Source organism: Corynebacterium appendicis CIP 107643, from assembly GCF_030408415.1.
GTDB classification, from domain to species: domain Bacteria; phylum Actinomycetota; class Actinomycetes; order Mycobacteriales; family Mycobacteriaceae; genus Corynebacterium; species Corynebacterium appendicis.
In genome coordinates this window covers 2,145,068-2,165,867 of sequence record NZ_CP046976.1, presented here as the reverse complement: position 1 = coordinate 2,165,867, position 20,800 = coordinate 2,145,068, and the positions used below count along the sequence as shown (strand labels likewise).

General features: G+C 59.0%; 18 protein-coding genes. 7 read left to right on the top strand and 11 right to left on the bottom strand.

The genetic code is table 11. From position 1 onward, the window contains the following. The first annotated feature begins 40 nt into the window (after window positions 1-40). Complete coding sequence (gene glf / locus CAPP_RS10550; RefSeq protein ID WP_076599477.1) at window positions 41-1,228, top strand: UDP-galactopyranose mutase; 1,188 nt, start codon at window positions 41-43, stop codon at window positions 1,226-1,228. A 498-nt stretch (window positions 1,229-1,726) separates the two neighbouring features. On the opposite strand, the gene CAPP_RS10545 is transcribed toward glf, so the two are convergent. The 8 genes from CAPP_RS10545 to CAPP_RS10510 all read right to left on the bottom strand — a co-directional run bounded on the left by CAPP_RS10545 (window position 1,727) and on the right by CAPP_RS10510 (window position 12,143). Further along, complete coding sequence (locus CAPP_RS10545; RefSeq protein WP_143313893.1) at window positions 1,727-2,575, bottom strand: hypothetical protein; 849 nt, start codon at window positions 2,573-2,575, stop codon at window positions 1,727-1,729. A 25-nt stretch (window positions 2,576-2,600) separates the two neighbouring features. Continuing rightward, window positions 2,601-5,777, bottom strand: coding sequence for a type I restriction endonuclease subunit R (locus CAPP_RS10540; RefSeq protein WP_076599478.1), 3,177 nt, complete (start codon window positions 5,775-5,777; stop codon window positions 2,601-2,603). A gap of 4 nt (window positions 5,778-5,781) precedes the next feature. Continuing rightward, the gene (locus CAPP_RS10535) at window positions 5,782-6,918 is read right to left on the bottom strand and encodes a restriction endonuclease subunit S (RefSeq protein WP_076599479.1); all 1,137 of its coding nucleotides are present in this window, start codon (window positions 6,916-6,918) and stop codon (window positions 5,782-5,784) included. Further along, entirely contained in the window at window positions 6,918-8,504 is a 1,587-nt protein-coding gene (locus CAPP_RS10530) for a class I SAM-dependent DNA methyltransferase (protein WP_084560604.1), read from the bottom strand. Before CAPP_RS10530 ends, CAPP_RS10535 begins: the two co-directional genes overlap by 1 nt. 10 nt (window positions 8,505-8,514) lie before the next feature. After that, a complete protein-coding gene (locus CAPP_RS10525) occupies window positions 8,515-10,434 on the bottom strand; it encodes an N-6 DNA methylase (protein WP_076599481.1) in 1,920 nt (639 codons plus the stop codon). Further along, window positions 10,435-10,989 carry an NYN domain-containing protein gene (locus tag CAPP_RS10520; RefSeq protein ID WP_076599482.1) on the bottom strand — a complete coding sequence of 185 codons (555 nt, stop codon included), beginning with the start codon at window positions 10,987-10,989 and terminating at the stop codon, window positions 10,435-10,437. It abuts the gene before it with no gap. A 210-nt stretch (window positions 10,990-11,199) separates the two neighbouring features. After that, on the bottom strand, window positions 11,200-11,502 hold the full coding sequence (locus CAPP_RS10515; RefSeq protein ID WP_076599483.1) for a hypothetical protein: 303 nt from the start codon (window positions 11,500-11,502) through the stop codon (window positions 11,200-11,202). A 410-nt stretch (window positions 11,503-11,912) separates the two neighbouring features. Then, window positions 11,913-12,143: a hypothetical protein gene (locus tag CAPP_RS10510; RefSeq protein ID WP_076599484.1), complete on the bottom strand. Its 231-nt coding sequence runs from the start codon at window positions 12,141-12,143 to the stop codon at window positions 11,913-11,915. Window positions 12,144-12,253: 110 nt separating this feature from the next. Between CAPP_RS10510 and CAPP_RS10505 the strand changes: the two genes are divergently transcribed. Continuing rightward, complete coding sequence (locus CAPP_RS10505) at window positions 12,254-12,409, top strand: hypothetical protein (protein ID WP_159437739.1); 156 nt, start codon at window positions 12,254-12,256, stop codon at window positions 12,407-12,409. Here the strand turns inward: CAPP_RS10505 and CAPP_RS10500 are convergent. Further along, a complete protein-coding gene (locus CAPP_RS10500) occupies window positions 12,406-13,080 on the bottom strand; it encodes a GAP family protein (protein ID WP_076599519.1) in 675 nt (224 codons plus the stop codon). The two genes, CAPP_RS10505 and CAPP_RS10500, sit on opposite strands and share 4 nt — an antisense overlap. A 73-nt stretch (window positions 13,081-13,153) precedes the next feature. Between CAPP_RS10500 and CAPP_RS10495 the strand changes: the two genes are divergently transcribed. Next, the gene (locus tag CAPP_RS10495; protein WP_159437740.1) at window positions 13,154-13,519 is read left to right on the top strand and encodes a TetR family transcriptional regulator; all 366 of its coding nucleotides are present in this window, start codon (window positions 13,154-13,156) and stop codon (window positions 13,517-13,519) included. A 361-nt stretch (window positions 13,520-13,880) separates the two neighbouring features. Here CAPP_RS10495 and CAPP_RS10490 read toward each other — a convergent pair whose 3' ends face one another. Further along, window positions 13,881-15,185, bottom strand: coding sequence for a glycosyltransferase family 87 protein (locus CAPP_RS10490; protein WP_076599485.1), 1,305 nt, complete (start codon window positions 15,183-15,185; stop codon window positions 13,881-13,883). Between the two features lie 325 nt (window positions 15,186-15,510). Between CAPP_RS10490 and CAPP_RS10485 the strand changes: the two genes are divergently transcribed. Further along, entirely contained in the window at window positions 15,511-15,744 is a 234-nt protein-coding gene (locus CAPP_RS10485) for a three-helix bundle dimerization domain-containing protein (RefSeq protein WP_076599486.1), read from the top strand. A gap of 52 nt (window positions 15,745-15,796) precedes the next feature. Here CAPP_RS10485 and CAPP_RS10480 read toward each other — a convergent pair whose 3' ends face one another. Further along, window positions 15,797-17,032 (bottom strand): HNH endonuclease signature motif containing protein, encoded by a 1,236-nt coding sequence (locus CAPP_RS10480; protein WP_076599487.1) that lies wholly within the window; start codon window positions 17,030-17,032, stop codon window positions 15,797-15,799. 330 nt (window positions 17,033-17,362) lie between these two features. On the opposite strand from CAPP_RS10480, the gene CAPP_RS10475 reads away from it, so the two are divergent. From CAPP_RS10475 to CAPP_RS10465, 3 genes are read left to right on the top strand one after another with little or no spacing between them, the layout of a single operon-like run. Beyond that, the gene (locus CAPP_RS10475; protein WP_076599488.1) at window positions 17,363-19,300 is read left to right on the top strand and encodes a glycosyltransferase; all 1,938 of its coding nucleotides are present in this window, start codon (window positions 17,363-17,365) and stop codon (window positions 19,298-19,300) included. Then, a complete protein-coding gene (locus tag CAPP_RS10470) occupies window positions 19,290-19,814 on the top strand; it encodes a phosphatase PAP2 family protein (protein WP_076599489.1) in 525 nt (174 codons plus the stop codon). The genes CAPP_RS10475 and CAPP_RS10470 overlap by 11 nt, the downstream gene beginning before the upstream one ends. After that, complete coding sequence (locus CAPP_RS10465; RefSeq protein ID WP_076599490.1) at window positions 19,811-20,794, top strand: decaprenyl-phosphate phosphoribosyltransferase; 984 nt, start codon at window positions 19,811-19,813, stop codon at window positions 20,792-20,794. The genes CAPP_RS10470 and CAPP_RS10465 overlap by 4 nt, the downstream gene beginning before the upstream one ends. Window positions 20,795-20,800: the final 6 nt, after the last annotated feature.

Below are 20,800 nucleotides of genomic sequence, written 5' to 3'. Positions count from 1 at the left end.
GCGCCTATCCCCGACTGCCGGCCCCGCTAGCCTTGGGCCTATGACTTATGACCTCATCGTCGTCGGATCCGGGTTCTTCGGCCTCACCATTGCCGAGCAAGCAGCGAGTGAATTGGGCAAGCGCGTTCTTGTCGTCGAAAAGCGTGCCCACTTAGGCGGCAACGCGTACTCCGAAGCCGATCCTGAGACCGGCATTGAGGTCCACAAGTACGGCGCCCACCTCTTCCACACCTCCAACGACCGCGTGTGGGAGTACGTCAACCGTTTCACCGATTTCACGGATTACCAGCATCGCGTGTTCGCCATGCACGACGGCACGGCATACCAGTTCCCGATGGGCCTGGGCCTGATCAACCAGTTCTTCGGCCGCTACTACAGCCCTGACGAGGCGAAGGCGCTCATCGAGGAGCAGCGCGAAGGCAAGGACCCGGCCGAGGCCACCAACCTGGAGGAGCGTGGCATCGCTCTCATCGGCAAGCCGCTCTACGAGGCATTCGTCAAGCACTACACCGCCAAGCAGTGGCAGACCGACCCGACCGACCTGCCGCCGGAGATCATCTCCCGCCTGCCAGTGCGCTACACCTTCAACAACCGCTACTTCAACGACAAGTACGAGGGCCTGCCCGTCGACGGCTACGCCGCCTGGCTGGAGAAGATGGCTTCCTCCGAGCTCATCGACGTCAAGCTCGACACCGACTGGTTTGACGTCCGCGACCAAATCCGCGCCGAGTCCCCGGATGCCCCGGTGGTCTACACCGGCCCGCTCGACCGCTACTTCGACTATTCTGAAGGCCGCCTCGGCTGGCGCACCCTCGACTTCGAGAAAGAAGTCCTCGACACCGGCGATTTCCAGGGCACCCCGGTGATGAACTACAACGACGCCGATGTCCCCTACACCCGCATCCACGAGTTCCGCCACTTCCACCCGGAACGCGACTACGGCGACGACAAGACCGTCATCGTCAAGGAGTACTCCCGTTTCGCCGAGGACGACGACGAGGTCTACTACCCGATCAACACGCCCGAGGACCGCTCGAAGCTAGAAGCTTATCGACGTCTCGCCGCCGCCGAATCCCGCGACAACAAGGTCCTCTTCGGTGGCCGTCTGGGCACCTACCAGTACCTGGACATGCACATGGCCATCGGCGCCGCCCTGTCCGTCTTCGACAACCACGTCCGCACCTACTTCGAGGACGGCAAGCCCATCGACCAGCCGCGCGGGCACTAGCGTCCAAGACACACGGGCAACGGCTAGGTTGTGGAGTGGCCCCACGTTCTTCAAGACATCCTTAGAGGGGTGTCTCGATCCGATGCTGAGACTGCCTCGAAAGTTTCAAACGGGACAGACCGATAGCAACTCGCGGGCTCTACCTCGCGCACATCCAGCACATCCAGAGGCGCTCACTTTTCCGGAATGAATTCAGAGTGCGGTGGATGCATGTTCCCGCTACCGTCGTTTTCCTTGTCCTGGCAGACCTCCGGAGATGGTCCAAACGCTTGAGCTCTTACCGGACCGACTTTTGGTGTTTTTGGACTTCTTTTTCGATTGTGCCCCTGTTAAGAGTTCCCTTCTTTCCTCCTCGGTGAGTGGGACGTAAAAGCGAGCTCGTCGTGCGGCAGCTCTATCGGGATGTCTTTCCTCGTAGCTTAACTTCTTGGCTTGTTTCTTTGCTGTCTTGCGTCTCATCTCGCAACATCTATTCTCTCCTTCGTCGGAGCGGGAGTTTTACTTCTTTCCTCTTGGGTTCGGCATCCCAGAAGACATGTATATCCGGTCGTCCGATGTGCTATTGGTCTTACTTGGGTAAGAGTAAAAGAGAGACTGTATAGAACGATCGTGCCGGATCTGTCTTTCCATCGCGCGTTCCGCTGCGCGCAGATTTTGAATCGCTTTCTCGAAGTCGGTCCGAGAAGATCGCTGTTTTATACGAGTTTTCGGTGCTTTAGGTTGTCCTCGGTTCTTCCGGCTTAAGCCGCGGCCTTTTCTCGAGGATTCAGTCTCAAGCTTTCTGAGTATCTCGGCCCCTCGTTTGCCCGATTCTAGGTGCCGCCAAACCCGAGAATAGTTTCGTTCTACGTCGTCGAGCCCAGACGTAATAGAAGTCTTCTCTGAATCGGGTCTTTGTCCGTCGCGAATTTCTTTTAGCTGGTTTAAAAGGATCTCTCGGTCGTGCTCGTATTTTTGACGAGCTTCCACTGCTTCCGAGTCAACAATTATCTGGGCGAGTGCGTAGGGATCTTCACGCTTCGAATCGATTATTGTCGGCGGATTAGGATCAGATTCGGTACAGAAATCGTTTCCTAGTTCCGCCGCTTCAAGTTTTTCCTTTTCGATCTCAGACTCGATGCGTTGCCGGAACTCAGCTTGCTTAGTACCGCGCAGAATCTCGCTGATTTGCGTCTCAAATGTCCTCAACTCTCGTTCCAAGAACACTTGATAGTTAGCTGAATCAGCTTCTTTGGCTAAGGTTTCGACGCGTAAATTGAAAGTTCGGAGTACACGCAGCAAAGCCTGAGTTTGTAAAGCGACAATACGATTCTCTATATCTACGGAGGGATGCCGGGGTTTCACCATAGCTCGCCCTTAGTTCCTTTCAGTCTTAAGCTGCTTCTGACCAGCGCGGCGAGAAGCGCTCCATTTGCTCCAACACCAGAACGACTGCTTCGCTTCGTTTCTCTGCTGGGTAGCCGTGTTTGCGCAGAAGAGTTTTGATGGAGCGCCTTAACTTCGCTCGAACGTCGTCGCGCACCGTCCAGTCAGTCTTCGCGTCGCGGCGCAGCGTAGCCACTAAGTCTCTTGCGATCTGGGCCAGGATCTCATCTTCCAGAACCTTATCTGCGGAACCGTTGGCTGCCATCACATCGTAGAACGCGAGCTCATCATTGCTCAGTGGAGGAGTGAAGGATTCTCCACGTTTATTCTCGGCGACGATTTCCCTGGACAATTCGATGAGTTCGGCGATCACCTCAGCGGAGGTGAGCTGCTGGTTGGTGTACCGGTTCATCAGCTCGCGGATGCGCTCGGAGAACTGCTTCGCACGTACTTCATTGTTGTCCGTGGCGGCGCGGGATTCTTGAAGAAGGCCGCGTCTGAGGGCGTCGATAAGCAAGGCTGTTTCCGAGCCAGTCTTGTGCTCAAGCTCCAGCGCCTCGATGTTCAAGTCCTGCAGATTGGGTAACTCACGATCGATCTCACCGTAAACATCGATGACTTCAGACGATGCTGTGGATTCGACAACGAGCTGGCTCAGTAGGGTGATGATCTCTTCGCTGAGTGGCTCGCCATTGGCACGGCGGTCTGCAGCTTCCATCTTGATCAGCTGGTTGCGCACGTCCGAGTAGAAGCGAACGTCGCTGCGGTATTCCACGGCGTTCGGACTACCGGAGGCCAGTGACCATGCCCTAGCGAGCTTGCCAGCAGTTTCGTTGAACTGCTTCGCAAGCGGGTAACGCCCGTTCTCATCAACCGTCTGCGGATCGCGAAGCTTTGCCAAGAGCTGGAGGCGGGCTTTACGCTGTTCGCCGATTGCTTCTAGCTCGCGCCATTCTTTGCCAGCGAGAGCGTTCAGCTTGTTGACGAAGCTGCGAACGATCGACACAGCTTCCTCAATATCCTGACCGATCACCTTTTCATCCTCTTCGGACGAGCTCTTAGTGAATTCGGCAATGGCTGCCTGGAGATTGTCGACGAGCGGCGCATAGGCGACGAGCAAGCCGCTTTCTTTCTGTCTGAACTTGCGATTTACGCGGGCAAGCGTCTGCATCAACAACGCACTCTTGAGAGGGCGGTCCAGGTAGAGCGTGTGCAGAGGGGGAGCATCGAAGCCAGTGAGCATCATCCCTTGGACGATCACGATCTCGAGTTCGTCGTCGGCATCTTTCATTCGGTCCTTGACCGCATCCATACGGCTCTGATTGCGGATGTGTTTTTGTAGGTGTGATGGGTCCGAGGCGGAACCAGAGTAAATGACCTTGAGCTTGCCCTTGAGGTCGTCATCGTCGTGCCAGGCTGGGCGCAGCTCGATAATTCTCTCGTACAGGTTGGCCGCGATATCTCGGGTTTGCACCACGATCATCGCTTTACCGGGTCCACCGATGAACTGCCGCATGTTTTCCCGGCGGTCCTCCCAATGGCGTACGAAGTCCTGTGCCAGAGTGCTCAGGCGCTGGTCCGACCCATAGACAGTATTCAGCACCGCGACGGAGCGCTGCGCTTTCTCTCGATCTTCGTCGTCGATGTTCGCGAGAATCTCCGCAGCCGCTTCGTCGATGTCGTCATCTGTGACCCCTTGGATGCGTTCGAGCGGGATCAACCGCGGCTCGAAGTAGACCGGAACCACGGCACCGTCTGCGACCGCGCGGTTCATATCGTAGACATCGATCTCGCCGCCGAAAACCTCGCGAGTGTTTCGGTCCCACTCATCAATCGGGGTACCTGTAAACGCAATCATGGTGGCATTCGGCAACGCAGTGCGAAGGTGGTGCGCATAGCCGTCAGCATTTATGTCACCGAATCCATAGTGGGAACGGTGCGCCTCGTCCGAGATCACCACAATGTTGTGCCGCACCGAGAGTACTGGGTGTTCCAGCTCGCGCTCTTCCTTCGCGCCTTGAAGACCGAACTTCTGCAAGGTGGCAAAGTAGATTCCACCGGACTGGCGCTGACTCAGCTGTTCGCGCAGGTCTTCTCGGCTAGAAATGTGAATGGGGTCCTCGGGCAGCAAGGTAGAGACCGAGAACGTGTCGAAGAGCTGCTTGTCCAGCTCGTTGCGGTCATTCAGCACAACAACGGTCGGCGAATCCAGGCGTGCATCGCGCATGATCTTCGCGGTGTACATCTCCATTTCCATGGACTTGCCTGAACCCGTGGTGTGCCACACTACGCCTGCCTTCTTGTCGCTTCGGGCAGCTTGGATAGTTCTGCCAGCGGCTTTCGTTACGGCGAAGTACTGGTGGGGCTTCGCCACACGCATGCGCAGCTCGCCGTCGATCTCATCGAACGCGGTGAAATCCACGAAAATCTGGCCGAAACGCTCTACGTTGAACAGGCCCCACATGAGCATGTCGAATTCGGTCATCTGCTCACCGGCGACGTCCACTATGGGACCTTGTTTAAACGGTTCGCCGTCGTCGTCGACGCGCCATGTGCTCATGTGCTCGCGCGGGGTGAACGGCGTGCCGTAGATGGCACCAATGCCATCGGTAGCGACCACAATGTTTGCGAAGCGGAACGCTATGGGAAACTCTTCCACGTAGGTTCGTAGCTGGTTGAACGCATTCTCGACGGTTGCTGTGGAACCGGATTGCTTCAACTCGATGATGCCCAGCGGCATCCCGTTGACGTACAGCACGACGTCGAACCGCCGCTCCTTGTCCAGGTTCCGGATGGTGATCTGGTTCGCTGCGATGTAGTCGTTCTTGGACGGGTCGCGTGAGAAGAAGGTGATAGTGGGGTTCTGGCGCTTCCCGTTGGCGTCGTAGTACTCGATGCCGCGGTAGCCTTCGACCAAAATCTCGTGCAGGCGGCGGTTTTCCGTGATCGCGCTTTGCGATTGTGCAGTAAGCACCTCAGCCACCGCCTGCTGCAAATACTCGTCCGGTACGTCGGGGTTGAGATTGCACAGGGCGTTAAGGAGACGACCACGAAGCACGATGTCGTGCCAATTGTCCCGCTCGCCGCTCCCGGGAGCGAGTTGTTTGCCGTTGACTGGTTTCCACTCGAGCTCGCCAAGCAAATCCAGCGCGTCGACTTCGAATGCTGCCTCGCTGTAGACCATGGTGCTACGCCTCGTTCTCCTCACTCGCAATGTCCGCGCCAGCAGCGGTGGCTTCCTGCTCCGCTTCTCTCACAGTGATCTTTCCACTCATGAGTAGCGGAAGCAGCTCATCGCGAGTTTTTGCTAGCGAGACGTTCTCGGTCTGCTTAGCCTTACACATTTGTAGAATTGGCCAAGCTTTCTGGTTGAAAGACTCAAGTGCTTTGGGGCCGGTGCAGTGAAACGGCAGCTTCTTGAAATTGCCTCGTGAAAGCTCTAGAAACGTAGCGCCGTTCGACCAAGCTTCGAACTCACGAACCCTGTCTTGTAATTGGCAGAAGATCCATGGTGTCAGTTCCTCACTCGCACGAACAACGATGAATCCCTGGTTGGTCGCAACTGGTTCAGCCGCGAGGGCCACACTTCCAATGGTCGCGCGGGACGTCATCAAGATAGACCCTTCGGGGTGAAGGGCGGAGGACATTGATTGGAGACCCGCGTCCGTAATGGTGCGTTCTGTTCCTGTGAGCCAGGGGCCTCTTAGCGCTGTCAGATCTGTGGGAGTCGCCCACTGAATTCCACCCCCCCAAAACTCTTTTCGTTTCGTGTACGGAGTGGATCCTCCGTACACGTCGCAAATCTGCTCAAAAGGTTTCGTAGAGCATTTCGGGGTTGCTTTGTAATGCGCAAGCAACAGAGCGTCGCCATTGCGAATTGTCGTTTGATTCGCCGCGATCTTGTCGTCGAGGGAACCGAGCACCTCAACGATCGAGTCCTGTACATCTCGCGGTGGCACTCGAACTGGGACTTTCTCGATGTAGTTTCGATTGAGCATCGGCTGGACGGAGCCGGAATCGTAACCAGTCAGATCAAGAACTTCGAACAGGTGGAAAAGCCAACGGGGGTTGTTGCCTTTAAAATCCTTCGCGAAAAGAGTGGTATTGAGCGGCCAGTAGTCACTCTCAGACCATTGGGGCTTCCCCAGATTGGTAGCTCGTCCGATGACAAAACCGGGGCCCTCTATCTTTGCGTTCACATGGGTTCCTTCCTGCCTACCTGCCGACAGGATTGGATAGGGGCCCGGAGTTCGTTTTGACTTTGCCAGATCAAAACCACGCTGAAGTGCCACGATGTCGCCAAGGTTCTTTGTGACCCAATTCACTACCCCAACCTCCCCAGCTGCTCGCGGAGCACGGCGTCGAGGCGGGCCGATTCGTCCAGCGCCGCATTGAGATCAGCAGTGAGTCTCGCGATCTTCTCGTCGATCGGTTCGTCGTCCTCCTCGGTCTCGGCGAAGCCGACGTAACGGCCCGGGGTGAGGGCATAGTTCGCCTCGCGGATCTCTTCAAGCGAAACCGACTTGCAGAACCCGGGGAAGTCTTCGTATTCGCCTTCGGCTGACGAACGTCCCCTCCAGGTGCGGAACGTGTTCGCGATTTTCTGGATGTCCTCGTCGGAGAACGTTCGCTCTTTGCGGTCGACCATGTGGCCGAGCGAGCGGGCGTCGATAAGCAAGAACTGGCTGCGACGATCGGTGGAGCCCTTCACCCCTGCGCTCTTGTCCTTGGCAAAGAACCAGACGCATACCGGAATGCCTGTAGCCCGGAAAAGCTGAGCGGGCAGGGTGATCACGCAGGAGACAACGTCGTCCTCGAGCATGTTCTTGCGAATCTCGAACTCTTCCTTTGTACTCGTGGTCATTGTGCCGTTGGCCATCACTACGCCCGCTTCGCCCTGGGGGCTGAGTTTGGAGATGATGTGCTGCATCCAACCGAAGTTCGCATTCTTTTCCGGCGGTACCCCGTAGATCCAACGTTTGTCGTCGGTGTTGCGGACCCAGTCCTTGATGTTGAACGGCGGGTTGGCCAGCACGTAATCCATCTCCACGCCGGGGTGGATGTCGCGGGCGAAGGTGTCGCCCCAACGCTCGCCGAGACCTTTGGCGCTTAGAGCGTGGATGGCGAGGTTCATGCGGGCCATGCGCCACGTGCGCTCGTTGAGCTCCTGGCCGTAGATCGCAATTGCGGACGGATCTTTGTCATGCGCGTCCAGGAACTTCTCCGCCTGAACGAACATGCCTCCGGAACCACAACAGGGGTCGTAGACGCGGCCCTCCGTCGGCTCGAGGATCTCCACGAGCGTGCGAACCACCGGGCGCGGGGTGTAGAACTCTCCACCGCGCTTGCCTTCAGCGGAGGCAAAACGGGCAAGGAAGTACTCGTACACTTCGCCGAGCAGGTCGCGAGCACGCTCCGGGCCTTCGGTGGTGAAGCGGGTGGTACTGAAGAGGTCGACGAGCTCGCCGAGGCGACGCTGGTCCACACTTTCGCTGTTGTAGTTGTGCGGCAGCGTGCCCTCAAGGGAGGGGTTGTCGGCCATGAGGGTTTCTGCGGCTTCGTCGATAAGCTTGCCGATCGCCTTGAACTCGCCGCCAGCATCGCTGGTCTTGCCTTTGGAGTGGCGCTGCAGATAATCCCAGCGGGCTTTTGGTGCGACCCAGAACACGTTCTTTTCCAAATAGGCGTCACGGTCCTCCAGCTCCTCGAGGGTCTCCTCCTCGGTAGCGCCTTCCTCTTCGAGTTCGGCTCGAAGCTCCTGGCGACGCGCATCGAAGGCGTCGGTGACGTACTTGAGGAACACCAGACCAAGGACGATGTCCTTGTACTGGGATGCGTCCATGGAGCCTCGCAGCTTGTCAGCCGCTTTCCAGAGGGTGTCCTGAAGTTCCTTGATTGGGGTGGAAGTCATATCTGGGAGCCTACTTTCCTGCAAAGACAAGGTTGAGGAAAGCATCGCTCGCTTGTTCGGCTTCGTGCTCGAGCTGACGGGCAGCCGTCCGCGCATTATTGAGTGAACGGTGAGTCTCAGCGATGAACGAGCGTTGCTCACGGTTGAGCTCTGGGATTGCGAGTCGAGCTAGTTGGTGGCGCTTCGCGATCATGCCTTGGGTGCTGATGTTCGTTGGTGCATTGAGGCACGCGGCGATGAAGTACGGGTCGTATTCATCCGAGGCCGGACGAAGAACGATCAGAGCATCGGACGCGACCCATTTCTTACCGTCTTCCTCATGGACCCAAGCGGGCAGCTCGCCGATGCGTGGCATGAGGATATCGCCGGGGTGGAGAAGATCAGTGGCGTTGAATTCATCAACGAAAGCTGGACTGGCACTTCGGTTAGGGCGAGCGAGGTGCACGTCGCCACTCTGAAGTTCCTTGTTTGCACGGTAGCGCCCATTGATGCGCTCGAAGTGGCCGTCCTTGATGAGGTCAGCGAGCATGGTGGACGACGTAGCCGTCGGGACAGTGCTTGCGGTGATGCGAGGGGTGCGCATGTGCGAAAGATCCTTCGTAGTTGTATTGAGTGAATGAAGCGCCGTGTCGAAAGCTATTGCTGCATCATCGAGGGCGATAGGTTCGGTGAGATAGATGGATGGAGAGAGTGAACCGTCATTGGTAACCACATCCGCCAATGTGACTGCCTTGTACGTCACGTCGGTGGTTTCGTGGCTGCGGGCTGCGTTCAGCCATTTACCGATCCGCGATGGAACCGAATCGGGTGACTGGTTTGAAGCATCGATGAGCAGGGTCTCCTCAGCTCCTTCTGCGCGTAACACCCACAGCGCGGCAGGAATGCGAGTGGCCGATAAAACTCCGCGTGGAAGTTCGACGACGGCTTCGATCTGGCCTTGTGCGATGAGGCGCTGACGGTGCTCTTTGAATCCGCCGTGGTAAGTCGGCCTCATGCTGGTGATTAAGTACGCCCGACCTTTTTCGGTCAGATGCTGAGCCGCGTACAGAATGAACAGCTCTTCGCTGCCCAGTCCTCTCAGGGGATATTCGGGATTATTCCGCTGCATTTGCTCCAGATCGCTCTTGTGAAAACGCACGGCTAGCGGAGGTTCACAAACCACGATGTCAGCTCGCACATCCGGAAACTGATCGGACATGAGAGAGTTTGCTTTTTCAATAGTTGCCTCGTTCCCAGTGAGGTACGTGAGTAATCGCGCAAGGCTCGCCGTAGAAGGATTTATCTCAGCACCCAAGAGCTGAGCTTCGGGGAAGTGTCTTCCGATACCGAGCAGTGTTCCTGCAATGCCACAAGCTGGGTCCAACACGGTTTCTGCGTTCTCGTGCGTGCTGGAGGCTGCCGCGATGATTGTGGCGTTTGATAATGAGGAGGCGGTTCCGTATTGGCTGCGATCACCTCGGGAGCCGATGCCGAGGAAGCGGTCCACTACCAGCTGGGCAGCTTCACCGTGGTCGGCTAAGTGGAGTCTGGAGATGGCTTGCTGGACTTCCTCGAGTTTTACAGTACTGATACGTGAACTGAGTGCATCGAATTCAGCTGATGGCTTGAAAACGGGATCTTTGTCGATTGCCAGCAGTGTCAGCATGATCAGCGGAATGTCATCGATCGCGATCTCGTTGCGCAACAGATTCGCGGCTGCCCAGAGGCTTGTGAGCTGCAAATTCTTTTCAGCATCCTCCGAGAGGAGCTCCTTGGCTTTGAGCCACCTAACAACGTCAGCTGCTTCGAACAATGGTTTGCTCTGAGCGGACGTGTCCAGTGGCGCGGGAAAATCGCTGTACCGCTTGCGCCAGTTGCTGACGGCAGGCCGAGATACCTGCGCAAGCTCAGCGATGTCTTTGAGAGTGAGATGTCCGGTGGTTGCAACCATTTACGCTGTTTCCTTGGAGTACGAGTGGAGCTGAATGATGTTGGAGTTCGTCGGAGGGGTGCCCTGCAGCTCAGCGGCGCTTTGCGAGTAGCCGTCCTCCGATAAGTAAACCTCAGCGGCAGCCATTCGCAGCCGCTCTGACAAGGTAAAACCGTGGGAATAAACCTTGGTCGGCACGCCACACTTGGCCGCGCGTGAAACTGGGTCGGCGAAGATTCCATCGCCTGAGACAAGCGCAATCTCATCGAACTGGCCAAGATTCATACGCTCAATCTCCTCGATGAGTCGGAGGTCCGCGCCATCTGAGCCCAACCCCATCAGCAAGCGGGGGCCTTTCCAGCCTGCATTCACATTAAGGATGCCACTCTTGTCGGACGCGATGACGATGATTTCTCCCTCCTGGATATTCAGCCAGGAAGTGAGCATCCTCTTGCACCACTTCGCCTCAGCGGGGCACTGGATTGGGCTGCAGTTGAAATTCTCGATGTCAACGAGGATGAGGCGCCGAGAGGGGCGGCTGTCCTGGTGGAGAGTGACGGTTTGGAGTGCGGTCATTGTTCGTGAGCCTTTCGCGAATCTTGTATGTACGTTCACAAAGATAACCTACGTTCACGAACGTGTCAAGTGTATGTAAGTTCACAACCTAAAAGGCCAGCTAAAAGACCTAAAGTATCTCCGTAAGTGACCGACTAGCTACGTTCACACGTCGTGTGAATGGGCTTCACTCGAGTCGACTGGTGCTCTGGCAGCAGAGGGTTGTTGAGATTAACGCCTCTTGCCCATGCCGGGCAGGCCACCATGGAAACCTCGCATGCGCTCGTGTGGTTCGAAGCCGTCGTCGCTCCGACCGAAGCTGTCGTGGGCGTATAGGGCGTACGAGTCAGTGAGTCGGGCTTCGCGGCGCCGTTCAGCGGCTTCTTCCCGACGCCGCTCGCGAGCTTCGGCGCGCCTAATGGCTGCGCGCTTTTCCGGATCTCTCTTTGCTTGGTTCTGTTCGTATTCGTAGCGGCGAGTTTCGGGATCGCGGACCTTGTACTTCTCGACATTCGCCAGAATTCTCTTCTTCATTGCCCGTTCTTCGTCGGTGAGCACGGAATCTGGAGCTTTCAAGAGGTCTAAGCGGTTATCGCGTTTTTACGTTTCGGAGGCGTCCAAGGGTTGAAGATGAATTCTCTATTGCTCTCCAAGCAGAGATGACCTCGGCGGATGTCATCATGTTTCGGTAGGAGATTAGCCGTGAGGTCTGGTGAGATCACTGCTTTACAGGACGGACAAGTCACCGTTCCATTTTTGCGTAACTGCAGTTTTCCTGTTGATGCGGAGTTGGGGCGCATTGTCTCCTCCGGGCTCGTGTTCTACGCGTTTTTAAAAATATAAGCGTTAGGAGGGAAAACGTCTCGCGATTGCCGGAATGCAGGCTCTTTACTATCGCTTACTATCTTTACTATTTTTACTATTTGGCTCTGCCGGCGCGAGGCTTATACCAGCGCGTGCCGGCCCGCGGCCTCCGGTTCAACAACTGCGTCCGGTTCGCAATGGCCTTTGAAGATCTGCACTGCACCCCACGCCGCGACGATGAGCGGCAGCGTGATGAACATGAATGCCGGCATGTGCGTGACCTTTTCGTCGAGCGTTGCGTTGCCCGTCGCTGGGCACAGCGGGTTGGCCACGGTGAACAGCAGTGCCAGGACGGTGACCGGCCAGTGCATGGGGGAGTGCGGGCGGCACACAGCGATCGCGGTGAAGCTGAACAGTACCGGGTCGACTTCCTTCCAGCGCCGCAGCGACTACAGCGACCTGCGCGAACGCGAGCGAGACGATGAACAGCAAGCTGAACTGCGGCTTGATCGACACCGCAACCCAACAGTGCCTGGACATGTACATCGCCATCGGCGCCGACCTGTCCGTCTTCGACAACCACATCCGCACCTACTTCGAGGACGGCAAGCCCATCGATCAACCGCGTGGGCACTAGCGGATAGCGCCCACGCTGTAGACGACCATGTAGATGCCGACAATCGCCGCGACCCAGAGGAGCGTCACCTTGGCCTCGTACTGAAGGCGGGGAATGGCCTTCTCAAGGCGAGGGAAGAATCTCTGTCCCGCAACGAGCGCGATCGCCGCCAAGATCACGGTCGGCGCGATCATGACCCCGCAGTACGCGGCGATGGCTGCTACCTGTCCTGCCATCGGGGTGTCCCAGTCGCTGATGATTCCCATCGCCGCGATATAAGGCAGCATGGTCGCCGCTTCCGTCAGGGAGGCTCCTAAGCCCAAGATGATCATCTTGGGCAGGCTGGCTTGGATGGGCTTGTTCAGCTGCTTCGGTAGCTCGCCCGGGGCGGGTTTGACCGGGTTGGGCGCGAAGATTCCGAAGATGGCGAGAATTGCTCCCAGTACGAGGGTGATCCAGGGGAAGACGGGCGTGTCGGTGATCCGTTCTACGTACGAGCCGAGGCCAGTGAAGCCGAGGAGCATGGCGACTCCAAGGGCGAAATACACCGCCGCGACGGTGAGCAGGTAGGCAGCGAGCGCGGGCACGCGCACGTTTCGCCACAAGAGGATGAGTGCCAGAGGGATGACGAGCGTGCCGATGCTCAAGCTGTCGAGCAGAGCTAAACCGACGAGCGGAAGGAGGGAGTGAATGGCGGGAAACCTTTTGTCGTACGTTCGTAAGGGGCCCTTACGAACGTACGACAGGCTAGGCTTGTATGCAACCATGAATGACTTTTCGCTGGACCACCAGTTCTCGGAATCGGCTGCTGCCGTTGCGGATGCGACCATCCGAATCATCGCATCCCGAGGCCTCGATGCAGTCAGCGTGCGCGAAGTGGCCAAGGAGTCCGGATTCGCCGCGGGATCCGTTCAGTACCACGCCCCAAATAAAGAGATCCTGCTTGCTCACGCGTTCATTCGCTCTATTCAGCGGCAGAATGCCCGCGTGGTCGGGGCGCAAGTGCCCAGCGACGCATTCGAGGCCTGGGTTGTGCGGCTTTCTGAACTTCTCCCCCTCGGTGGCGAGCGCCTCGAGGATGCGGCGATCTGGGTCACTTACGGTTCGGCCTCGGCAACGCGTACTGGATAGCTGAGCTTTACGGCCAGGTGCTTCACGATTTCCAGCATTCGGCTGTAGAGGCGCTAGGCGGCAAGGAACATGCCGAGCGTAAGTCGCGGCTGATCACGGCACTGGTGAACGGCTTGACTATTGACAACCTGGGAGCTCCTGAGTCAGAGGCAGATCGTGTTGTCGGCGACCTCCGCGAAGGCCTTCGCTTGATTCTCGGTCGTTAGCTTCTTTGAATTGCCGTCCACCACTAGCTCCCCACTCAGTGGTGGAAAAACGGCATGTGGATCCGGAGGGGCCCAACGAGCGTCGAAAAGCATTCGCGCACGCGAGATGCGAGACAGGCAATCGTCGAAATGCAGCAAGGCTGCCGCGGGTGGTGCTACAACCCAGCTGATGCTGACTCCGTGCTCGACGAGTTGGACCGCAAACTCTCCGGTTCAACAACCGCTTCTGACTCGCTGCGGTCTTTGAGGATCTGGACCGCGCCCCACGCCGCGACGATGAGCGGCAGCGCGATGAACATGAATGCCGGCATGTGCGTGACCATTTCGTCGATCGTGGCGTTGCCGGTCGCGGGCCACAGGGGGTTGGCCACGGTGAACAGCAGTGCCAGGACGGTGACCGGCCAGTGCATGGGGGAGTGCGGGCGGCACACGGTGAGCACGAACGGAATGAACCAGATCGCGTAGTAGTTCTGCATCAACCCGCTGACCATGAAGCCACCGGCGAAGCACACAGCGATCGCTGTGAAGCTGAACATCACCGGGTCGACTTCCTTCCAGCGCCAGAGCGTGACGACGGCCGCCAGCGTCCCCACCAGCGTCAACACCGTCAGCGCCGTAACGGTTGCATCCGACCAGCCGTGCACGATGGCGAGTCCACCAATGGAACCGTTGAACCGGGGGCGGGGCTCACTCAAGTAGGGGACGAGGTTGGTGAAGAATAGCTCGGGCTCGGCGATGGTGAACCAGCCGATGGCGAAAGTGACGATGGAGACCAGCGCTGCCACAGCGACGACGGCGACTTGCGCGAACGCCAGCGACACGAGGAACAGCACACCGAATTGCGGCTTGATCGACACCGCGATGCCGGCCACGATGCCGGCGGCCCACGCCTCTGGGCGGTTGAAGTGCCCCTTCCAACCGACACCTTTTTCACGCAGGCGCAACGAAAGCCACACGAACAGTACCTCGAGCAGCAGCATGAAGCCGTTGATATTGGTCAGCGCCAACGTGAACTGGACAGGCTCCGGGGTGATGAAGAAGAAGGACACAGTGAGCGGGAACGCGATGTGGAACCAGCGGCGGGAAACCATCCACGACGCCAATGCGATCGCACCGATGATCGATGCTGCGCCCAAATAAGCCATCACGGCTCGGGCCATGGACTCAGTGGGGAACAACGCCACCGGGGAGATCAGGACGGTGCCCGCGGGACTGTAGAGATAGTGCGGCATGTCGATGGTGTAGTCCGAGTTGAACACCGGCTCACCCGCCCAGTACTTATTCGCCGCCGTCCAGATCGGCGTGAAGTCCGTACCCGGATTGGTCAGCGGAATCATGAAGGCCGAGCGGAGAAGCACGAAACCCATCAGCGTGTAGAGCAGCGGAATCGCTACCCGGCGGACCGAAGCGGCTGTGGTGTCGGTGCCACGGCGGATGGGAGGGGAGTCGTCGATAAACACAGCCGGGAGATTAGCACGCCAAAACGGCGCGTCCGGCCGCCAAAAATGACCATAAGGTTAACGGGAGTGTTCGATTCACGGCATTAAAGTTAACGAACCATGAACTTAGGTTCCGGGGCGACGTTCTTGTTAATTATATGCATTCAGAAATAGCTGGTCAGATGCACTCTATTTATTCGGGAGGGGCCAATGCTTGTCGTCTACCAACCATCTGCTAAAGTTAACGTCAGGTTAACAACGAGCGAAAGCTTGAAACCTTGCCCCGGGGTACCCCTCGGGCGCACCTTCAATTTCATGGCAATCAGAAATACGAAAGGAGGATGCCATGATCGCAATCAACAACATTTCCAAGGACCTGCACGCTCGGTTCGATGAGGAGCTCGGCGCACACGTCGTCGAGACGATCTTCCGCGACACCCTGAGCGAGCACCTGCAGCGGGCGAACGTGACCGATTGGGTTCCCGTTCTCGCCGGCCGCGAGGCAGCTGAGAAGCTCTCGCGCATCGCAGACGGCACCCTCGATGCCGGTGACTTCTCCGGATCCCTGATTGCCGCATAAAGCGGACCGAATCTGCCCCGCCCCAGCCCAGCTGGCGCGGGGCTTTTTCGTATCAAACATTCACTGGTTCGCGGGAATCAGCGAAGTTATCAGTGTTCGCCCAGTCCTCAACGGGCGGGCGGGGAATCAGCGAATCATCGCGCCGCGTCATGGAGTGGTTATCCGAAACATAGGCAGAACCGTCGCCCATGAAGAAGCAGATCTGCTTGCCATGTCGCTCGATAAGCGCCCATCCGTCAGTGACCAGCGAATGGCATGCGCTGCACAAAGGGATCAGATTATCCAAGTCAGTATTTCCGCCGTCTGCCCATTCCTCCATGTGGTGGATTTCAATGAAACGGGTGTGCGTGCAGCCGGGCATCGCGCACTGGTGGCCCCACATCGTCATCAGCGCGTTGACCTGCGCGTCGGTGGCGAGACGCTGTGCGCGGCCGACATTGAGGATGAGTCCGGAGCTGTCGCAGACGTTGAGGCGGCTCAGACCGTTGGCGACGAGGTTCGCCAGCGCCGCGGAAGGAACCTTCGGTGCCGCCGGCATGTAGGCGTGGCCGTCGGCATCCAGCACGATGTTGACGTGCGCGCCAGGGGTGCGCAGTGTGCTCGTCGCCTTGGTGCGCACCATGTTGATGATGCCCATGAAGGACTGCAGGAGAGAACGGCCGATCGGCATTCCGTAGCCGGACACCGTCTGGCGGGCGGGCCGAGTTTCTTCGGCGGCGGCCTGCTGTTTCGCGTGTTCCTGCTCGTAATAGGCCATTTCCCCGATCTTCAGCGCAGCTTTGAAGAAGCTTCCCTCCGTCCCGCTCATGACTGCTTCAATAGCCACGTCGCCGTCGGGGAGGTCCTTGACGCGCAGGTAGTGCTCGGGCTGTTCCTCTTTAGGCTCCGTAGTGCCGTGGCCCGCGAGATATTTCTTCATCTGTTCGTGGCCGAGTTCCTTGGCGAGTTCGACGAGCTCAACTTCGTTGTCGGCCGTGAGGTACTTCAGGAGCAAGCGGACCGTTGAGTAATCGATCTCTGCGGCGCGGAAGGCGTCCATGAGGAAGGTGAAGTGCACGGCCTGGTTGGCGACGCGCAGCCATTCGTATGCGGTGGAGTAAGCGATGCCGAACTCGCGGACGAGCCAGCATGAGGTGGAGGAAGCGCCGAAAGCTTTGGCGAAGTCATTGACATCGAAGTCGTAGATCAGCTGGAGCAGCTCAGCCTTGCTCTTGGTCAGCGACTGAACGAGATGTCGGATCCGGTCGACGAGGAGGATTACGTCTTTGTCGTATTTGAGAGTGCGCATGTTTCTACCTGCCGTTTTGTGGTTTGTTTTGGTGGTTGAACGAACTGTATAAAACGGGGTGAACCATGGGACTTGGTCGGACTTTTCGTCCTGTGGATAACTCCTTCGACGATGGGCCGGGCCACTATGCGCTGCAGAGTTCCTGGGCTTTTGTGGATGGTGGAGGCGGTAACGGCAAGGAGCGGGGAACTGGTGCACGTGTCGTCGATAAGCATGCTCACTATGCGCTGCATAGTTCCTGGGGGTTTTCAGCCTGTATTACGGCACGGGGCCCGCGCGCCGGGGATTAACGGACAGGCCGTAGCTATTACGCTTGAGTCCGTGACTGAGATGAAAGCCGTGGATGTCCTGCAACGCATTCTGCTGCCCCGGAAGGGAGAGCCGCACGATGTGCGGATGCTCTACCTGATCGAGTCGGAGCAGAACACGAAGAGGGCGAGCTGGCCCGACCGGACGCGGGTGACCGCCCCGGAGGGGGCGGAGGTCTCGTTCCAGACGTACTTCAACGCGTTCCCGGCGAGCTACTGGCGCCGTTGGTCGCAGCTGGACACGGTGGTGCTGGCCATGGATGTCGAGGGTGCGGCGACGATCTCGGTGTACCGCTCCAAGCACGACGGTGTGCGCATCGCGGTGACCAACGTGGAGGCGCAGGACGAGCGGGTGGAGATCCCGCTGAAGCTGGCCAATTTCGAGGACGGCGGGTGGCTGTGGTTCGACATCAACGCTGAGTCGGACGCGACGATCGCGAATGCTGGCTGGTGCTCCCCGCAGGAGCCGGAGAAGCAGGTCCTGCCGGACGGGACGACGATCGAGCCGTCGGAGAAGAAGGTCGCGGTCGGCATCCCGACGTTCAACCGTCCGCGAGATGCAGTCAATGCGCTGCACGCACTTGCAGAGGACCCGCTGGTGCTCGGCGCGATCACGGATGTGCTCATGCCCGACCAGGGCAACCAGCACCCGGCGGACGAGCCGGACTTCGCGCAAGCGGAAGAGAAGCTGCAGGGCCGTCTGAAGATCTTCAGCCAGGGCAACCTCGGCGGCTCGGGCGGCTACTCCCGCATCATGTACGAGGCGCTGCACCAGACGGATGCGCCGTTCATCCTGTACATGGACGACGACATCGCCATCGAGCCGGATTCGATCCTGCGCGCCGTGCAGGCGGCGCGCTATGCAAAGGGCCCGATCCTGGTCGGCGGGCAGATGCTCAACTTGCAGGACCGCAGCCAGCTGCGCACCTCGGGCGAGCAGGTCAACCGCGCGGACTTCATGTGGGGAGCGGCGCCGCACGCGGTGTACGACCACGACTTCGCCAAGTACCCCCTCGGTTACGTGGGCACGGAGGAAGAGGACCTCGACCCGCGAAAAACCACATCGCGCCCGCTGCACCGCCGCATCGACGTGGAGTTCAACGGCTGGTGGATGTGCCTTTTCCCGCGCGTGGTCGCCGAAAAGATGGGTCTGCCGCTGCCGCTGTTCATCAAGTGGGACGACACGGAGTATTCGCTGCGCGCGGCACAAGCAGGCTTTCCGACGGTCACCTGGCCCGGTGCCGCGATCTGGCACATGGCCTGGGCGGACAAGGATGACGCCATCGACTGGCAGGCGTATTTCCACCTGCGAAACCGCCTGATCGTGGCGTCAATGTACCTCGATGGGGAACCGAAGGGGCTGCTCAAGTCCATCGCCAAGTCGACGGCGAAGCACTACCTGTGCATGGAGTACTCCACGATCGCCATCCAGAACGAGGCCATGAAGGACTTCCTCAAGGGACCCGACCAGCTCTTCGACATTCTTGAATCGGCCCTGCCGCGCATTCAGGGGGTGCGCAAGGATTATTCGGACGCGCAGATCATCGAGTCGGCGGCGGACTTGCCGGCACCGACGGGCGCACCGGGCGTGCCCACCAACAAGATCGGCGGCCGCCTGGCCAGGGTGAAGAAGATCCCGTGGGCGATCAAAGGCGCGTTGCACCTGCGCAAGCCGGAGGACCGCGCGCACTGGGAGGCACCGCAACTCAACCTCACCGCTGAGGAAGCCCGCTGGTACACGCTCTCGCGCGTCGATTCCGCGACGGTGTCCACGGCGGGCGGCACGGGGGTGGCTTTCCGCAAGCGGAATAAGGAACTAGCCACCGACCTCGCCCAAGAGCAAAAAGAGCTGCGCGCAAAGATCAAGGAGCGCTGGCCGGAGCTCACCCACGCTTACCGCGAGGCGAAGCCGAAGCTCACCAGCCACGAGAACTGGGAGAAGATCTTCAATGAGCAGTAAGAACTCGTGGGATAAGAAGGAAGCGCAAGTCCTCGAGCGCATTCAGGGCGCGCTTTTCGACGCCCCATGCGTCCTCCCCGCCGCCCGCGGGATGAGCCATTTCGGCGAGCATGCCCTGGGGTGGCTGGGTATCGCGGGGGCGGGCGCGGCCGTCGATAAGCAACGGCGGCGCAAGTGGCTGGCCATGGGCGCGGGTGCGTTCACGGCGCATGCGGCGTCGGTGGTGCTCAAGCGTATTGTCCGGCGGCGACGTCCGCATGATCCGCGGGTGAAAATCGGCGTGGGAACCCCGTCGAGGTTGAGTTTCCCGAGCTCGCACGCGACGTCGACAAGCGCCGCGATGGTGCACCTTGCCGACATCACCGGGTCGAAACTCCCGTACGCCGGAATCCCAATTATGATGACCTCCCGCATGGTCCTGGGGGTGCATTACCCCACGGACACCCTGGCCGGCGCACTGCTTGGCATCGGGGTGGCACGAGCCGCGATCAATATTGAGAGGCAACAAGCGTGACACAGCCAGTAGACGAGCCGTTTCTGAAGTCTGAGCCCCACACCGAGGGCGTAGATTACAACCGGACGAAGACGGCTCCGAAGAACTTGCCGGACGCGATGATCAAAGGTCTGCGTCCGAAGCAGTGGGTCAAAAACGTCCTGGTGCTCGCCGCGCCGCTGGCAGCGGGCGCGGACTCGTTCACGTCGCGCACCTTCGTCGATATCGCGCTGGCGTTCATCGTGTTCTGCTTCGGCGCGTCCTCGATCTACCTGGTCAACGACGCGCGCGACGTGGAAGCGGACCGCGAGCACCCCACGAAGCGGTTCCGCCCGATCGCTTCGGGGATGCTGCCGATCAACCTGGCGTACGTCATGTCGGTCGTGCTCATCGCGCTCGCGATCGGCCTGTCGTTCCTGGCGACGGACGGCCCGGCGCTGGCGACGGTCGTCGGCGTCTACATCGCGCTGCAGCTGGGTTACTGTTTCGGTTGGAAGCACATCCCGGTGATCGACATCGCGCTCGTGTCCTCGGGCTTCATGCTGCGCGCTATGGCCGGCGGCGTCGCGGCGGGCATCGACTTGTCGCAGTGGTTCCTGCTGGTCGCCGCGTTCGGTTCGCTGTTCATGGCCTCCGGAAAGCGCTACGCGGAGCTGCTGCTCGCCGAGCGCACGGGCGCGAAAATCCGCAAGTCGCTGCAGGGCTACACGCAGACCTACCTGCGTTTCGTGTGGACGCTGTCCGCCACAGCCGTGGTCATGTCGTACGCGCTGTGGGGGTTCACGCTTAGCGACGGCGTCGAGGAAGGCCAGGGCCTGTGGTACCAGATTTCGATGGTGCCGTTCATCATCGCCATCCTCCGCTACGCTGCGGAAGTGGACAGCGGCAACGGCGGCGCGCCGGACGAGATCGCGCTCGAGGACCGAGTCCTGCAGGCGTTGGCGCTGCTGTGGATCCTCGCAATCGTCATGGCTGTCTATGTTGCGCCCGCCATGGGCTAATATGTC

Coding starts and splice junctions, on each gene's coding strand:
- CAPP_RS10495 (WP_159437740.1), top strand. CDS start 13,154: ATGAATGACTTTTCGCTGGACCACCAGTTCTCGGAATCGGCTGCTGCC.
- CAPP_RS10540 (WP_076599478.1), bottom strand. CDS start 5,777: ATGGTCTACAGCGAGGCAGCATTCGAAGTCGACGCGCTGGATTTGCTT.
- CAPP_RS10530 (WP_084560604.1), bottom strand. CDS start 8,504: ATGACTTCCACCCCAATCAAGGAACTTCAGGACACCCTCTGGAAAGCG.
- CAPP_RS10510 (WP_076599484.1), bottom strand. CDS start 12,143: ATGCACTGGCCGGTCACCGTCCTGGCACTGCTGTTCACCGTGGCCAAC.
- CAPP_RS10480 (WP_076599487.1), bottom strand. CDS start 17,032: ATGCGCACTCTCAAATACGACAAAGACGTAATCCTCCTCGTCGACCGG.
- CAPP_RS10505 (WP_159437739.1), top strand. CDS start 12,254: ATGAACAGCAAGCTGAACTGCGGCTTGATCGACACCGCAACCCAACAG.
- CAPP_RS10470 (WP_076599489.1), top strand. CDS start 19,290: ATGAGCAGTAAGAACTCGTGGGATAAGAAGGAAGCGCAAGTCCTCGAG.
- CAPP_RS10545 (WP_143313893.1), bottom strand. CDS start 2,575: ATGGTGAAACCCCGGCATCCCTCCGTAGATATAGAGAATCGTATTGTC.
- glf (WP_076599477.1), top strand. CDS start 41: ATGACTTATGACCTCATCGTCGTCGGATCCGGGTTCTTCGGCCTCACC.
- CAPP_RS10515 (WP_076599483.1), bottom strand. CDS start 11,502: ATGAAGAAGAGAATTCTGGCGAATGTCGAGAAGTACAAGGTCCGCGAT.
- CAPP_RS10520 (WP_076599482.1), bottom strand. CDS start 10,989: ATGACCGCACTCCAAACCGTCACTCTCCACCAGGACAGCCGCCCCTCT.
- CAPP_RS10475 (WP_076599488.1), top strand. CDS start 17,363: ATGAAAGCCGTGGATGTCCTGCAACGCATTCTGCTGCCCCGGAAGGGA.
- CAPP_RS10525 (WP_076599481.1), bottom strand. CDS start 10,434: ATGGTTGCAACCACCGGACATCTCACTCTCAAAGACATCGCTGAGCTT.
- CAPP_RS10485 (WP_076599486.1), top strand. CDS start 15,511: ATGATCGCAATCAACAACATTTCCAAGGACCTGCACGCTCGGTTCGAT.